Here is a 15,773-nt window from a genome sequence, read left to right on the forward strand (position 1 = left end):
GTCATGCGCTATCCATCCAGCCCGAGATTCTTCAGCCCTTCATTGAGCTGACGCAACCGATCCGCGTCCTTGGCCACCGCCTGCCGCGCATCGGCGAGCGCGCTCATCGCCTTGTCACGCTCGCCCATCACGAGATAGGCGCGGACCAGCCGCAGCCAGCCCTCGACATCGTCGCCGTTCTGCTTCAGCCGCGTCGCCAGCCGATCGACCATACCGTGGATCATCGCGTTGCGATCACCTTCGGTCATATCCTTGGCCGCAGCCGTCGCACCGTCGGGCAGTGCCGGCGCGGCGACGCCGCCGACCCTCACCAAGGCGGCCTGCACCAGCGGCCGCCACGGCGCGTCGGCCGGCGCCTTCGCCAACATCCCCTTCCAGATCGCGGCGGCGTCCGCCTTGCGGCCGTCCTGCTCCGCCGCGATCCCGAGGAAGTAGTTGGCCTTGGCGTTGTCGGCGCTCTGCGCAACCGCGCGCTCGAACTCCGCCTTGGCGTCCGCGGTGACGACACCGCCCGCCGTTCCCATCAACGCCTCGCCGAGATCTGCACGGCGATCGGCGCTGTCACCGGCATAAGTAATGGAATTACGATAGGCGCGGACCGCATCGTCATAGCGACCAAGGCGCGACAGCACCGGCGCCAGCACCCTCCAGCCGCGGCCATCGGTCGGGTTCTTCTCCAGGTGAGCCTCGACCTGCGCCACCAGATCGGCCAGCGGTTGGTTGGCATCGACGACCCGGCTGCGCTCCGAGAGCGGAAAGTCGCCAAGGCGCGGCGACCCCAACGGGAGGTAGAAGCCTGCCGCAATGACCGGCAAGCCAATCAGAGCCAGGGTCGCGGCCAAGCGCCGCAGCTTCAGATTGGCCTTAACCGGCCCCTCGCGCCCGCTCTGGTCGGCGGCCGCGAGCAGCCGCCGGCTGATCTCGATCCGCGCGGCCTCCGCCTCGGCGGCGCCGATATTACCGGATGCCATATCGCGGTCGATTTCGGCGAGCTGGTCGCGATACACCACGACCTCGCTGCCGCCGGTGTCCGCCGGCCGGCTACGGCTGAGCGGCCAGAGCACGGCAAAGATCGCGGCGACCGTCATCAGCGCGAACACAAACCACAGCGTCATCAAGCGGTTCCTGGGTGGAACGGCGACGTCCGGAAGGTCACCGTCAAGCCGCTTTACACCACCGGCCGCAAGCCCGGCAATTGACAATTGCTGGATCACAGGCGGTCGTACCCCGCACCTTCGGACAGGAGCGAGGCCTGGCTAGCTCGCGCGGGAGGATTTGCGTTCGCCGGTGACGGCATTCTCCGCCGCCCGGCTCATCAACGAGGCGTAGTCGTGACCGAACAACACCTCGCAAAAGCGGATCGCCGCCTTGACCTGCTGCTGCCGGAAGGCCCGGACTCGCGTATCGCCGCCGCGCAACGACTGGACCAGCCCCTCGGTCGACTGCTCGACATAATGCTGCAGGTCGGAGAAGGTGCGCAGCGTCACCTCGTTGATGGCAAGCTCGCTGGCATAGGTGCGGCACACCGCGACGAAATCGATCAGGGCGACGGCGTCCTCGACCTCGGACAGATCGATCTTGGCCCCCGCGGCAATGTCCTTGTCGGCGCGCTGGCGGAGGATCCGGCGGACCCGGCCCGGTACGCTGTCGATCTCCGATTGCAACGCATTGGAGGTGTCGGCCCGGACCGACGTCAGCTGGCGGCCCCAGGCGGAGTCGGTGCGCAGATCGAGTTCGGTGCGCAGGCCGCGCACACCGTCGTGCAGGGTCTTGAGCTGCTCGCCGACATACTCGAAATGACCACGCCTGATATCTGTGCGCAGGCAGGCCGCGACGAACGACAGGTCATGCAGCGCGATGGTGACCGCGATGCCGTAAGGCGTGGCGGCCACCCGCAGCTCGTCGTCGGAGCCGGCCATCTTGATGGCGAGCCGGATGATCTGCCATGGCGCGACCAGCCGCTGCGCGATCAAGGACAGCGCGAACGGCAGCAGTTGTGGCGTCTGCAACGACGGAACCTTGAGCGCCTCCGTGACGGAGGCGATCTGGGCGTCGGCAAACACCCGGATCTGGCTGGGCAGACGGCTCCCCACCGTGTCCAGGGCATCGCGCGCCTGCAAGACCAGGCCGATCGGCAGCAGGTCCTCGACAACGCTGGGCGGACCCACGCGCGACAGCGCGCGCTGCTGGTCATTCCCCGGCACCGGCGTCGAGATCTTGATGATGGCGTCCGCGGCCGCGAGCTGGAACTTGCGCGCCGCGGCCTCCAAGGGGCCACCCTCCGGCGCCGCCGCAAGCGTTGACTCGAACTCACGGGCCGCTTCGGGAGCCCCCTCGCGGGCCAGCCATTGCCAGGTCGGCAGCAACGAGGCGCGCCGGATCTGGCCCGCTCGTGTCGGGAAATTGGTCTCGGCGAGGAACGGCTCGAGCGGCCGGAACAGGAGCCGTGCCGGGTCGTCGGTGCGCGGCCGCATCTCCTCGTCTTCCTCGGCACTGCGGACGATCTTGCGAAGCTGCTCCAGCACAAGGTTGGCGACCACGACGTCCTCGCCGCGTTCGACCGCGCGCTCCAGCTCCCGCATCAGCAGCGCCTGCGATTGCGGCGGAAGCTGCGCAAGATAATCCCTCAGCCGCTCGATCGATTTCTGGCTCATACGCTCGGTGATGAATGCTTGGTGCCCCCGCGGACCGCAGCAAGCGCGTCCGCTTCCGATCATAAGAGCGCGCGCGTTAAGAACCCGTTTAGGAATAATGACGGTGCCACGACTGGGGAGCGTGCCGGCTACACACACCTATACCGCCGGCAGCACGAGTTCGGCGCGCAAGCCGCCGATCGGCGCGCTGCGGAGCGTGAGATTGCCGCCATAGAGGCCTGCGAGATCGGTCACGATCGAGAGGCCGAGCCCTGAACCCGGTTTTGACTCGTCGAGCCGCTGGCCGCGCCGCGACACCTGGGCGCGCTCGGCCTCGGAGAGGCCTCGTCCATCGTCATCGACCACGATGCGCAGCTTGGGTCCGGCGCCGTGCTCCTTTGGCGGCTCGACGATCACCTCGATGAACACTTGAGACGCCGCCCATTTGCAGGCGTTGTCGACGAGATTGCCGACCATTTCCTCCAGGTCCTGCCGCTCACCGCGAAACCGCGCCGCCGGATCGGCCTTCGCCTGAATCGCGATGGCGCGATCGCGGTGGATCTTCTCCATGGTCCGGCGCAGCGCCTCGATCGCCGGCGCCACGTCGGTGATGGTGCTGACGATGGTGATGCGGGCGGCAAGGCGCGCGCGCTCCAGATGATGCGCGACCTGGTCCCGCATGATATCGGCCTGCTCCAGCACCTTGCTTGCGAAGGGATCGGCGGCATGGGAGCCTGCTTCGTTCACGATCACCGACAGCGGCGTCTTGATCGCATGAGCGAGGTTGCCGACATGGGTGCGCGAACGCTCGACGATCTCCCGGTTGGCGTCGATAAGCGCGTTGGTCTCGCGCGCGAGCGGCGCGATCTCGACCGGAAACTGTCCCTCCAGCCGCTCAGCGCGGCCGGATCGAATGGCGGCGATCGCCTCGGAAATGCGCTTGAGCGGCGCAAGGCCATAGCGGACCTGGAAAATCGTGGTCAGCAGCAGCACGATACCAAGGGCGGCGAACGTGCCGCCGAGATAGTAGTCGAAGCTGCGCGTCTCATCGAAGATTTCGGTCGCGTCGCCGGCCACGCTGACCAGGAACTTGCCGTCCGCGCCGAGATCGACCGGCCGCTCCACCATGCGCAGGCTCTGGCCTTCCGGTCCGTCGACGTAACCGAGGCGGACGCCTGCCGCGGTCAGCTCCGCGCCGTGTTCCTCGAGCTTCGGCAGCTTCTTGTCCCACAGCGAGCGCGAGGCACGGGTCTCACCCTTCTCGGTGTCGGTCCGGGTGATCTGCCAGTACCAGCCCGACAGCGGCAGGTCGAACAGCGGCTCGCCGAGCGATTGGAACTGGCGGTCGGCCGGCTCGTCGGGGGTCGCCACCTCGGCGATCAGCGTGCGCAAATAGAGATTAAGCCGCCGATCGAAGGCGCGCTCGGTCGCATCGCGATAGACCGACGACAGGATGACGCCGGTGATCGCCAGGATCACCACCACCCAGGCGGTCGCCGAGACGAACAGGCGGGTGGCAAGGGAGCTTCCGCGCATCAGGGCACGGTCTCGAAAGTCGTGTCAGCGGGCTTCGACATGACGAATCCAGTGTTCGGCGCAAATCATGCCGCTGCCCGCGCGCCGATCAAGCGCCCGACGGCGGCGACGCCAGCATATAGCCCAGGCCCCGCACGGTCTGGATGATGTCGACCTCAAGCTTTTTGCGGATGCGGCCGACGAACACCTCGATCGTGTTGGAGTCGCGGTCGAAGTCCTGGTCATAGAGGTGCTCGACCAGCTCGGTGCGCGACACCACCCGTCCAGTATGGTGCATAAGGTAATCGAGAAGGTTGTACTCGTGCGAGGTCAGCTTGATCGGATTGCCGTTGACCGTGACCCGCTTGGTGCGGGTGTTCAACGTGACCGGCCCGCAGATCAGTTCGACCTGGGCATGCCCGGTTGCGCGGCGCAGCAGCGCGCGGATCCGCGCCAGCACCTCCTCGAGATGGAACGGCTTTGCGACATAGTCGTCGGCGCCGGCGTCGAACCCCTGGACCTTGTCGCTCCAGCGGTCGCGTGCGGTGAGAATCAGCACCGGCATCACCCGCTTGTTCCGCCGCCAGGCCTCCAGCACCGAGATGCCGTCCATCTTCGGCAGGCCGATATCCAGCACGACCGCGTCGTAGGGCTCGCTGTCGCCGAGGAAATGCCCCTCCTCGCCGTCGAACGCTCGATCGACCACATAACCGGCATCCGTGAGCGCCGTGGTGAGCTGGCGGTTCAGATCCGGGTCATCTTCAACGACGAGCAGACGCACGTTGACCTCCGAGAGTGAGCATTGCGATATCCGGCATCAAATGAGGCTTTCGGCGGTGAACGGGCTATGAACGAGTCAATAGGTGGAACGTTACTTTTTGGTCATTTGCCGGTTTGATAGCAGATCTGAGACGGCCGGGCACGCCGGATAGCACCCCTGGCATTAACGATAATTGCGGATGGCCCGGTAAATCCGGCCCGGTCACGGGCTTGCGGGTTGCAGCGAGGTAAACCGGCGCCTACCCCCATATCCATTATGACCCAAACAATCTCCCGTATTGCGGGGTGGCTGGCTCTCGCCTTCATTGCGTTTGTGACGCTGTCGCCGATCTATGACCGGCCGTCGATCGCCAATCCGCAGCTCGAGCATTTTGCGGCCTTCGCCCTGCTGGGCCTGGCGCTGATGTTGGGCTATCCGCGGCGCATGCTGCCGATCGCCCTGATCGTTATCGGAAGCGCGTTCATGCTGGAGGCGATGCAGTTGTTGGCTCCCGATCGCCACGGCCGTGTGCTCGACGCGCTGGTGAAGGCGGCGGGTGGGCTTGGCGGAATTGGCACCGGCCGTATCGTGCTGACGATTCTGCAGGACCAGGTCGATCGCTTCAGGAAGTTGCGCGGACAGTCCGCCGGTTAACGATGCGACAAGGTGCAAGACCAAGCCGCGGCGATCGATCCTTGCTTACCTCTATTGATATGGCAAACTCGCTTGGGACCGCATAACCCGGTTTCAGGTGGCCGATCGCAGGATGCGCCAAATTTGCATTATCGCCGTGACAATCGCTTGCCTGCTGTTGATCGGCTACGCGACCCTGACATCCCACTCCGGCCGGCCGGTTCTCTTGGGCCGGCACGAGAGTCTCGAGGTCGTGATTTTCGAGCGCTTCGCCGCCTACCTGGTTCTTGGCTTTCTCCTGTCCTGGCTTTTCCCCGGCCGGATGATCCTGACGTGCGCAATCGTTGCAGGTATCGCGATCTCGCTCGAATTGCTGCAAGGACTGCGGCCGGACCGCGATCCAGCCGCACTGGATGCACTTCAAAAGGCAACCGGTGGGATTGTCGGCGTGCTTGCTTCTCGATGGCTTTCACTCCAACACCGGAAATGATGCGCCTCACGGCTTGAGCTTGCCGCTTGAGTCCCCAGGTCGCGGCATCATGACGAACGGCGCGTCGACTCCAGGCAAATAAAGCGCGAGCGACCTCACACGCGCTGATAGTCGTCCTCGATACGGATGATGTCGTCCTCGCCGAGATAGCTCCCCGTCTGCACCTCGATCAGCTCGAGCTGGATCTTGCCCGGGTTTTCCAGCCGGTGCACCGCGCCGATCGGAATGTAGATCGATTCGTTCTCGTGCACGGTCTTGATCAGCTCGTTGACCGTCACCTGCGCGGTGCCGCGCACCACGATCCAATGCTCGGAGCGGTGATGGTGCTTCTGCAGGCTGAGCCGCCCGCCCGGCTTGACGATGATGTGCTTGACCTGGTGGCGGTCGCCATTGTCGACCGACTGGTAGGAGCCCCAGGGCCGGTGCACCTTGATGTGGCTCTCTGTCACCTCGGGCGCGGTTACCTTCAGTTTCGCGACCAGCCGCTTCAGCCCGTTGGCATCCTTCTGCCGCGACACCAGCACGGCATCCTGGGTCGCCACCACGACAAGATCGTCGACGCCTTCGAGCGCGACCAGCGCGCGGTCGGTCGCGACGCTACAGTTGCGGGAGTCCTCGAACACCGCAATTCCCCGCGCCGCATTGCCCTGGCTGTCCTTGTCGGAGAGCTCCCAGACCTGGCGCCACGAGCCGATGTCGGACCAGCCGCAGGCCACCGCCACCACCGCCGCACGCGCGGTCTTCTCCATCACCGCATAGTCGATCGAGATCGCCTTGGCCGCGCCGAACGCCGGCGGATCGAGCTTGACGAAGCCGAGATCGCGCGCGGCCTCGGCCACCGACTGCTCGACGGAAGTCACGCTGTCCGCGTCGACGTTGCGATACTCATCGAGCAGCACCGCAGCGCGGAACATGAAGTTGCCGCTGTTCCAGAGATAGCCGGCATCGATATAGCCGGCCGCAATTTCGGCATCCGGCTTCTCGACGAATTTGGCGACCGCGCGCACCTCGCCGGCGACCACTTCGCCCGGGCTGATGTAGCCGTATTCGGTCGCCGGCCGTTCCGGCTTGACGCCGAAGGTCACGATGCGGCCCTGCTCCGCTGCCGCCAGCCCCTCGCGGCACGCCGCGACGAAGGCCGGCATGTCGCGCACCAGATGATCGGCGGCGAGCGCCAGCACGACCGCATCGCTGTCCCGGGTTTGCGCAAACGCCGCACCGGCGGCGATCGCCGGGCCGGAATCGCGCCGCATCGGCTCGAGCAGCACATCGGCCTCGCGGCCGATCTCGGCGAGCTGCTCCAGCACCATGAAGCGATAGGCCTCGTTGGTGATCACGATCGGCCGCTCGAACAGGGTCGGGTCCGCGACCCGCAGCAGCGTCTCCTGGAAGGTCGAGCGCGCCCCGAACAGCGACAGGAACTGCTTCGGATGCACCTCGCGTGAGGCCGGCCACAGCCGCGTACCCGCGCCACCGCACATGATCAGGGGGATAATTCGTCGGTCCATCGATATGCCTCAAGTCCTGACAAGATCTCGCCATGGCTCAGCAAGAATGGTGCCACCCGGCAGCAACCCGTGTTCTGCTGATTGAGGCATCCGAGCTTGCTGCAAAAGACGACGACAACTTCATCCATGTGAAAGTTGGCCGAACAAGGACCATCGCTCCACATTTTGCACGTCATATTTCTGTCTCTTGCGATTGGTCTATGGTGTTCGCTTCCCGCTCCACTCCTTTCAGGCGAGCAAGACAGCGCAGCTGCTGCTTTCCCATTCCACCCCTCTCATTGCCGTTGTATCCTCTGCGCCGAAAGGGATGTCCGGCCTCTACCTCTGGTTACAACTTTAGAAAGAACTTTCCTTTGTGATGATGACGGCTATCCGACACCGACCTGCTACAAGTGCACATGCAATCTGTACATCCAATCCAACAACGCAGAGACGCTGAATGATCCTGGTAACTGGAGGCGCCGGCTATATCGGCTCACATGCTTGTGTTGCCCTGCTCTCGGCAGGTGAAGAGGTCGTCGTCTTGGACAATTTCTCCAACAGCAGCCCCCTGGCGCTGGAGCGCATCCAGCAGATCTGCGGCAAGCGGCTCACGGTGGTCGAAGCCGATATCCGCGACCAGGGCGCGATCGAGAAGGTCCTCGCGCAACACGGGTGCACGGCGGTGATGCATTTTGCCGGCCTGAAATCCGTGCAGGATTCGGTCGCCCAACCACTCGAATATTACGACCAGAACGTCATCGGCTCGCACCGGCTGCTCCGCGCCATGCAGAAGACCGGCGTGAAGAAGATCGTGTTCTCTTCCTCCGCGACCGTCTACGGCACGCCGAAATTCCTGCCCTACACCGAGGACCATCCGCTCAACGCAATCAATCCCTATGGACGCACCAAGCTCATGATCGAGGACATGCTCCGCGATCAATATGCGAGCGATCCGACCTGGGCCGTGGCGATCCTGCGCTACTTCAATCCGGTCGGCGCCCATGAGAGCGGCTTGATCGGCGAGGACCCAAAGGGCGTTCCCAACAATCTGGTGCCGTTCGTGGCGCAGGTCGCGATCGGACGACGTGAACGGCTCAATGTCTGGGGCGGAGATTACGATACGCCTGACGGGACCGGCATCCGGGATTATATCCATGTGATGGATCTGGCCGGCGGCCACGTATCCGCACTTGCGTTGCTGAGCAGTCCGAAATGCTTTGCCGTCAATTTGGGCACAGGCGCGGGTAGCAGCGTTATCGAGGTGATCCGCGCGTTCGAAGCAGCGAGCGGCAAGCCGATTCCCTACGACATCAAGCCGCGCCGCGCCGGCGATCTTGCCGCCTATTACGCCGCAACCGACTACGCCACGAAGCTGTTGGGTTGGAAAGCAACTCGATCACTTGAGACGATGTGCGCCGATCACTGGCGCTGGCAAAGCACCAATCCCAACGGATATGCCTGACGTCGCCTTGCGGCCAAGTGCATGCAGGTTGCGAACTTTGGGCGCAGCGGCTTCCTGATTGGCCACGTCTGACCGATCACTTGGGAGCGGCGCCGTCGTCCGGCTTGCCGCCATTCGCCACGCATTTGTTGTAGTAGTCGATTTGCTCGCGCCCCGATCCTTTGGCGCTTCCCGCCGCCGGGTTCCCGGGCAAACGCGGCGGAAATTTTGCCGCGGTCAGCGCATGGCACTTTCGGGCGACTTCGGCCGTAATCGCCGATGCGGAGTTGGGAACCAGGCTCAGCGTCAGGCATACCAGCGCAAGCGTCGTGCATCCGAACTTCAAACTGGGGAACATGGGACCCCTCTTCTAGCCAGGCCGCGCTGACAACGCGCCGCCATCGTTGGCACATATTCTAGTCCAAATGCCACGATTTGGTTCAAGCGAAAAGCCCATGCAACGGGGATCGAAGCTGGATAAATCTGCAACCATGCAGAATGCGACCCGGCAGGAATCGGCGAGTTCGCGCGACTTGATGCCGAACGATGATGGCCCGTTGGATAACAATTCCAACGAGGTTCAGTTCGCGCTTGTCATCGCCCGCATGATCGACACCGTCGAGCATAGCCCCGAGCACCTCCGCCAGGCGGTCTACGATCTCGCCCGTTACAAGCTACGAGAGCAGTTCACTTCCGCGGATGAAAAGGACATCACGCAGACGCAGCAGGCACTCGAAGCCGCCATTCGCGGCGTCGAGGAATTTTCCAGGCAGCAGATCGCCCTCGCAGCGCCGCAGGTTCCGAGACTCGAAGACGGTTCCGGAGCAGGGCGCGGCCTCCCTGTCGCCGACCTCGACCGGCCAGCTTGGCAACGACGACCGGCCGTCTCGATCGCTCCGGCTCCGGCGGCGCGTAGAAGGTCCTCCCATCCGCTTTCGCCACTCGTCATGCGGACCATTGCGGTGCTGCTGATCGTTGGCGGGGCCGCGGGCGTCGTCCAGCAAAAGGAGCGGCTAGCATTCTGGGTGCAACACTGGTCGCACCCGCGGGAGCAGGCTGCTACCACCATCCAACAGCGCGCGCCGATAGCGGCGATCACGGCTGCAGTTCCCGCCCCGCCCCCAAAGCCCAATCCGTTGCGACCGACGGATTACGGAGTCTATGCGGTCGACGGCGATTCCCTGACCGAGCTGCAGCTACTGCCTGGCCGTCCTCCGGACATCCGTGTCGCCGTGTCGGCCGCGCTGCGAACGCCGAGCCACACGATGCTGTCGAACGGACATCCCAAATTCATCGTATTCCGCCGCGATGCCGCGACCAACATCGCCGACCGCGCGGAAGTTCGTGTGATCGCCAAGGTCGCGCGAGAATTCTCCGCCGAGGTTGCAGGCAAACGACCCGAGGATGGCGACAGCTGGGTGATGCGAAACATCGCTTTCCCGTTTCGCGTATCACCACTACCTGACAATCCGGAAATGTATGAGCTGCACAGCGAAGACCCCGCGCTGCAGCTGACGCCAGGCCGTTACGCGCTGGTCGTGAAGAACCAGGCCTATGATTTCACCGTCGATGGCGAAGTCATCGATCCCAAGCAATGCATCGAGCGGATCATTGCGACCAACGGCACCTTTTATTCCGACTGCAAGAAACCTTGAGCCTTTCCGGGAGGGGACACGCAACACTGTCAGGGTGTCCAGAACCGCTCCCAGAACGTCCCGACATCTGCGCACTCGGCAACCGGACCTTCCGCGATTTCAACCGGTGGTCCGGGCGTCGATTGTCGAGGGTCTCGCGAACTCTATTGGTGAAGCATGAAGTTGTGAAACTCCGCGAGATGAACATCCGGCGATATCGCAACGTGGAGGGGCTGGACATGGTCGGTCGCCGGCAAGGCTGAACGGAGGCTGTCGAGCTGCGGCATCGCTGGATGGTTGACGGGTTCAAGACTGAAATCGGCCACGCTTGCCGATGAACCGGCGCGATCAAAGGCAAAGCTGTCGCCCGCCATCCGCGCGGCTGTCGGAGCTTGTGGGACCGGCGTCCGTTGCGGCGTCGAAACCGAGCCGAAATCAAATCCATCCATGGGCGGATCGATCACCAGCGTGCCGCCGCTTCCGTCGTTCGAAAGATTGAACGTCGAGTGCGTGTAGTCGCCGACCAGCGAGAGGTGTGCCGTGTGGTTCTGGGCATCAGCCACGGTCAGCACGCCGCCTGTTGTATCTCCCGAATAGGACGCGGACGTTTCAGCCCCGAAAGCAATGTCCTTCAGGTCGATCTGGTTCGAATTGGACGCGGTCCCGTCGCCGCTCAGATGGATCAGCTTTCCGGTAAACTGTGACGCGTGATCGAGCACCAGCGTGCCGGTTGCGGCATTGAAGGTGATCGATCCTGAAACCGCACCGGTTAGTTCGAGCTTGGCACCGGCCTCGATCGTGGCCGGCTGGCTCATATTGCCCAAGGTCAGGATGATATTTCCGGAAATGTCGAGCACCGTTGACGGCGTGTTGATCACGCCGTCACCGTTGAGGTCCTGGTGGAAGACGGCCTCGACTGACTTGAGTGACGCGTCGCTTCCGGACACGTTGTTGATGATCTTGGACGCGAAGTTGCCGTTGCTGTCGGCGCTCCAGGCCGCGTATTGCCCGCTGACGGAATCCTTCCAGGCCACGTAGTAGCCCCCCGACGTCGCTTCCGCGCCAATCGGCGACCAGGTGCCAAATTGCCCAGCGACGACGGCGGCACCGGCGTATTTCAATGTTGGTCCCTGGCTGCCGCCGATCGCGTCCAGCAAGTAGTTGTTTCCAAGCTTGTCCAGACTGGTTGCACCGGATGCTTCGATCGACGTCGTTGAGATTGGCGTCGAGCTGACCGGTGGGACACCGATCACGCCATCACCATTCAGGTCCTGGTGGAAGACCGGCTCGATCGATTCAAACGACGAGCTGGTTCCCGACACATTGCTCAGGATCTTGGAAGCGAAGTTGCCATTGCTGTCGGTGGTCCAAACGGCGTACTGCCCGCTCACGGAATCCTTCCAGGCGACGTCATAGCCGCTCGCGGTCGCCTCCGCGGCCACCGGCGACCATGTGCCGAACTGTCCCGCGGTGACCGCCGCGCCGGCATACTTCAGCAGTATCGCGGCGTCTGCAATCGACATGTAATAGTCGCTTCCGACCCTGGTGAATGACGTCGTGCCGATCGACTCGATCGTCGTACCGACCACCTCCGCCAGGACATTGGAGGACGGGCTCTGATTGCCGACTTCGTCGGTCGCGGTTGCGGAGAGCTCGTGCACGCCGCCAGCGAGCGCACCGGTGCTGACGCTCCACGTACCGTTGGATGCCGCGACCGTGGTGCCCACCAACACCGTCCCGTCATACAATTTGACCGTGCTTCCGGCTTCCGCCGAGCCGGAGGCGGTGATGCTGCCAGAGGCAAGCGTGGCCGAGACCAAATTGGGGGCCAGGGGTGGCTGCGTATCAACCGTCACATTCAACGCGACAGAGGCAGCGCTGAGATTGCCGATGGCATCCGCGGCCTTGGCAGTGAAGACGTGGCCGCCGTCGGCCAGCGTTGTCGTCGCGAACGACCAGGCGCCGGTTGCGTCGGCGACCACAGCCCCGACGAGGGTCGCCTGGTCAAAGACTTCGACGGTGACGCCGGCCTGGGCACTTCCGGTCAGAGTCAGGTGATTTGCGGCGGTAAGGCCGGAGGCGGTCACACCGCTATCGGCTGAGAACGAAGCGGTTGGAGCCGCCAGCCCCGTCATCGTCATCGGCGTGTTCCAGTCGGTGACGAATGCGACGTCCGACGCCGTCAGCTGAGTGATGCCGACGAGGTGCAGCGTGTCCGTTCCTCTCGCATAGTGGACGGTCCAGACGTCGCCGACATTGGTCAGGTAGGCGGAGGCATCGTAACCTTTCAGCGAGAGCCTGTCGTGCTCGGTACTGGTGCTGGTCAGAGGATGGAAATCAGCAATCGTGACATAGCCGCTGCCCGGGGTGTAGACGAAGGTGTCGTTTCCCGCGCCTCCGAAAATCCAGTCGTTGCCGCCGCCGCCGTTGAGGACGTCGTCGCCGCTTGAGCCCACGATGCGGTTGGCCAGCTGATTGCCGGTGCCGCTGAGCCCGCCCATCATCATGGTCAGGTTTTCGACGTTGTCCGGCAGGGTATAGGAAGTCCAGGCTTCGACACTGTCGATGCCGCCGCCGGGATTCTCGATGATCTTCTGGTTCGGGTTGTTGACGACGTAGGTGTCGTCACCGGTCCATCCGACCATCGTGTCGTCGTAGTTGAACGCCGTGATCTTGTCGTTGGCCGAGGTCCCGTAGATCGTATGGCTGCTGGTGCTTCCGTTGATCCAGGATGTGATCAGGCCGCCGACCGGGAGCGAACCAGGAAGCTGGAAATCGTCGCTGGTGAACGACGAGACCGTGGTGTTGCGCAAGACAAGAGTGTCCTGGCTCGTCAGCGCCAGATAGACGTCGTTCCCGACCTGGGTCATCGCCGCCTGGATGTCGCTGAACGAGGTGAAGGCAAAGCCGTTGAGCTGGATGACGTCATGCCCTGCCCCCGAGCCCGGGGTGAAATCGGTGATGATGTCCGAACCGTCCCCGGCATTGAAGACGAACGTATCCGCGCCGCCGCCACCGGTCAGGATGTCATTGCCGAGCCCGCCGGTGATGACGTTCGCGGCATCATTGCCGATGATGATGTTGGACTGCGAGTTACCGGTAGCGTTGATCGCAGCTGAACCGGTAAGCGTCAGGTTCTCGACATAGTCAGGAAGCGTGTAGGTGACCGATGATTTCACCGTGTCAATGCCGCCACCATAGCTTTCGACGACCTTGGCGTTCGGGTCGGAGACGATATAGGTGTCGTCGCCGGCGCCGCCGCTCATGGTGTCAGCGCCCCCCGCTCCGTCGATCAAATCGTTGCCCGATGTGCCGGTCAGGGTGTCCGCGCCCGCGGTTCCGGTGATCGTGTTGGTCGGCGCTCCGCTGGCGAGCAACGTATAGTTTGCAAGCGTGTATTCCGGCAGCTGATATGCGGTAATGGAATCGATCGATACGCTCGCCGTCGCGTCTGGGGCGGCATTGCCGGCCCAGCTCCCGCCCATGGCAAGGTTGGCAATCATGTACATCGCCGTGTTCATGTCGGAGGGTGTGGCCACCTGCCCCACCTCCGCACCGTCAACGAAATAGGTCAACGTGTACGGCGTCCATTCGACCGCGAAAGTATGCTGGCCAGCGGTCAGATCGGCCGTATTCGCCCAATATCCCTGGGCAGGTGTGGTCGAGGATCGGAAACCCCAATGCGACTGATCGGGATGCGTGCCGAGCGCTTCGAGCACGTCGAGCTCCGTGGCGAGACCGTGCGGATTGGTGGGCAGCATCCAGAACGCAGGCCATGCGCCGGGCGTGCCGGACAGCGTAGCCGTCATTTGAAAATAGCCGTAGGTCTGGGCGAAGCTGTTCTGGCTCGAGATCATACCCGACGAGAACTGGTGATTGCCGACATACGGCGCATCGCTCGCGGGCAGCGGCTGCGCGGTGATGACGAGATGGCCGTCCTGGATCGAGAATGGGTTGAGGCCGAGCGGCGCTGGCGCCTGGCTTCCCGGCAATCCCGAAAAGCTCGGGTCGACATAGACCTCCTGCTCACCCGAGAGCGAGTAACTCGCTGGGCCGCTCCAGGCATAGCTCGTGCGCCATGTCAGGTGCGGGTCCTGGCCCACTGAGAGCGTGTTGAAATCGTCGTTGAAGGTCTGCACCATATCAGTGCGCGGCTCGACGATATTGATGTTGGCCGCCGTGAAATCCCCGACCTTGGCATTATTCATCCTGATGGTTTCGCCGCTGCTGAGCGTGAGGACGGTATCGGTGCCGACCTGCTTCATCGCGGCGGTGACGTCGGACAGCGTGTGGAAGCCGGTGCCATTGAGTTGCAGGATGTCGCCGCCGGCGCCTGTCTTGAAATCGGTGATAACATCGTTGCCGTTTCCGACAGCAATGACAAAGGTGTCGATGCCGCCGCCGCCGTTGAGCACGTCATTACCCTTGCCGCCATCGATGATGTTGTTGCCGGCGTTGCCGATGATAATGTTGTCGAGATCGTTGCCGGTCGCAGGCGATGAGTAGCTGCCCCCCAAAATCAGATTCTCGACATTGGGCGCATTGACGAGGCTGTAGCCGTCGATCATCCCGTCGTTGATCGTATCGATGCCCTGGCCGGGCTGTTCGACCACCTTGGTGTTGTGGTCGTACATGAAGTAGGTGTCGTCGCCCGCACCTCCGATCAGGGTGACGCCGGTTCCAAGCGCCTGCAGGGAGTCGTTCATCGCACTGCCGGTCAGCGTGTCGCCGGCCTGGACCGTGAGCGCCGCCGTGTTCGGCGCGGCGCTGCCCTGAAGCGGATTGTCGAGCACGACATTGGAGGCGACAAGCGAGGAAAGCGCGACGTTCTGCAACGTCAGGGTTTCGGTGCTGGACAGGGTGACGACCGTGTCGGTTCCCACCTGCCTGGCGGCGGCAAGAAAGCTTGCGAAGGTCGGAAACCCGTAGTTCTGAACCCGCAGGACATCACCGCCGACGCCGGCCTGAAAGTCGCTGATCGTGTCAGAGCCATACCCCTTCGAAATAGCGAAGATGTCGCTGCCGGCTCCGCCGGTGAGAAGATCGTTTCCAGTGCCTCCGAAGAGAATGTCTGATCCGGAAGTTCCGATGATAACACTCGCGTAGGTTGCGTTTACTGTCATGATGGCTACTGTGCTCCTTTGCACTCACACCCATCACGAAGGCGTTCAAGCCGG

General features: G+C 63.3%; 11 protein-coding genes. 4 read left to right on the forward strand and 7 right to left on the reverse strand.

Annotated elements, in window-relative coordinates; all coding sequences use genetic code 11:
- Positions 1 to 8 precede the first annotated feature (8 nt).
- From ccmI to MTX19_RS24975, 4 genes are all read right to left on the reverse strand, one after another.
- Positions 9 to 1,115: a c-type cytochrome biogenesis protein CcmI gene (ccmI, locus tag MTX19_RS24960; RefSeq protein ID WP_280979761.1), complete on the reverse strand. Its 1,107-nt coding sequence runs from the start codon at positions 1,113 to 1,115 to the stop codon at positions 9 to 11.
- Positions 1,116 to 1,256: 141 nt separating this feature from the next.
- Positions 1,257 to 2,654 (reverse strand): hypothetical protein, encoded by a 1,398-nt coding sequence (locus tag MTX19_RS24965; RefSeq protein WP_280985512.1) that lies wholly within the window; start codon positions 2,652 to 2,654, stop codon positions 1,257 to 1,259.
- Between the two features lie 138 nt (positions 2,655 to 2,792).
- Positions 2,793 to 4,169, reverse strand: a complete 1,377-nt coding sequence (locus MTX19_RS24970; RefSeq protein WP_280979762.1) for a sensor histidine kinase — start codon at positions 4,167 to 4,169, stop codon at positions 2,793 to 2,795.
- An 88-nt stretch (positions 4,170 to 4,257) separates the two neighbouring features.
- Positions 4,258 to 4,929 carry a response regulator transcription factor gene (locus MTX19_RS24975; protein WP_280972438.1) on the reverse strand — a complete coding sequence of 224 codons (672 nt, stop codon included), beginning with the start codon at positions 4,927 to 4,929 and terminating at the stop codon, positions 4,258 to 4,260.
- 255 nt (positions 4,930 to 5,184) lie between these two features.
- Between MTX19_RS24975 and MTX19_RS24980 the strand changes: the two genes are divergently transcribed.
- Both MTX19_RS24980 and MTX19_RS24985 read left to right on the forward strand, forming a co-directional pair.
- The gene (locus tag MTX19_RS24980) at positions 5,185 to 5,562 is read left to right on the forward strand and encodes a VanZ family protein (RefSeq protein ID WP_280979763.1); all 378 of its coding nucleotides are present in this window, start codon (positions 5,185 to 5,187) and stop codon (positions 5,560 to 5,562) included.
- Between the two features lie 97 nt (positions 5,563 to 5,659).
- Positions 5,660 to 6,031: a VanZ family protein gene (locus MTX19_RS24985; RefSeq protein ID WP_280979764.1), complete on the forward strand. Its 372-nt coding sequence runs from the start codon at positions 5,660 to 5,662 to the stop codon at positions 6,029 to 6,031.
- A 95-nt stretch (positions 6,032 to 6,126) separates the two neighbouring features.
- On the opposite strand, the gene MTX19_RS24990 is transcribed toward MTX19_RS24985, so the two are convergent.
- Positions 6,127 to 7,539, reverse strand: coding sequence for a mannose-1-phosphate guanylyltransferase/mannose-6-phosphate isomerase (locus tag MTX19_RS24990; RefSeq protein WP_280985513.1), 1,413 nt, complete (start codon positions 7,537 to 7,539; stop codon positions 6,127 to 6,129).
- A gap of 439 nt (positions 7,540 to 7,978) precedes the next feature.
- Here MTX19_RS24990 and galE point away from each other — a divergent pair, with 439 nt between their 5' ends.
- Positions 7,979 to 8,983 carry a UDP-glucose 4-epimerase GalE gene (galE, locus tag MTX19_RS24995; RefSeq protein WP_280979766.1) on the forward strand — a complete coding sequence of 335 codons (1,005 nt, stop codon included), beginning with the start codon at positions 7,979 to 7,981 and terminating at the stop codon, positions 8,981 to 8,983.
- Between the two features lie 76 nt (positions 8,984 to 9,059).
- Here galE and MTX19_RS25000 read toward each other — a convergent pair whose 3' ends face one another.
- Complete coding sequence (locus tag MTX19_RS25000) at positions 9,060 to 9,320, reverse strand: hypothetical protein (protein ID WP_280979767.1); 261 nt, start codon at positions 9,318 to 9,320, stop codon at positions 9,060 to 9,062.
- Positions 9,321 to 9,453: 133 nt separating this feature from the next.
- Here MTX19_RS25000 and MTX19_RS25005 point away from each other — a divergent pair, with 133 nt between their 5' ends.
- Positions 9,454 to 10,617: a hypothetical protein gene (locus MTX19_RS25005; protein WP_280979768.1), complete on the forward strand. Its 1,164-nt coding sequence runs from the start codon at positions 9,454 to 9,456 to the stop codon at positions 10,615 to 10,617.
- A gap of 143 nt (positions 10,618 to 10,760) precedes the next feature.
- Here MTX19_RS25005 and MTX19_RS25010 read toward each other — a convergent pair whose 3' ends face one another.
- A complete protein-coding gene (locus tag MTX19_RS25010; RefSeq protein WP_280979769.1) occupies positions 10,761 to 15,719 on the reverse strand; it encodes an Ig-like domain-containing protein in 4,959 nt (1,652 codons plus the stop codon).
- Between the last annotated feature and the right edge of the window lie 54 nt (positions 15,720 to 15,773).

This window comes from Bradyrhizobium sp. ISRA464, assembly GCF_029910095.1.
Taxonomy (GTDB): Bacteria; Pseudomonadota; Alphaproteobacteria; order Rhizobiales; family Xanthobacteraceae; genus Bradyrhizobium.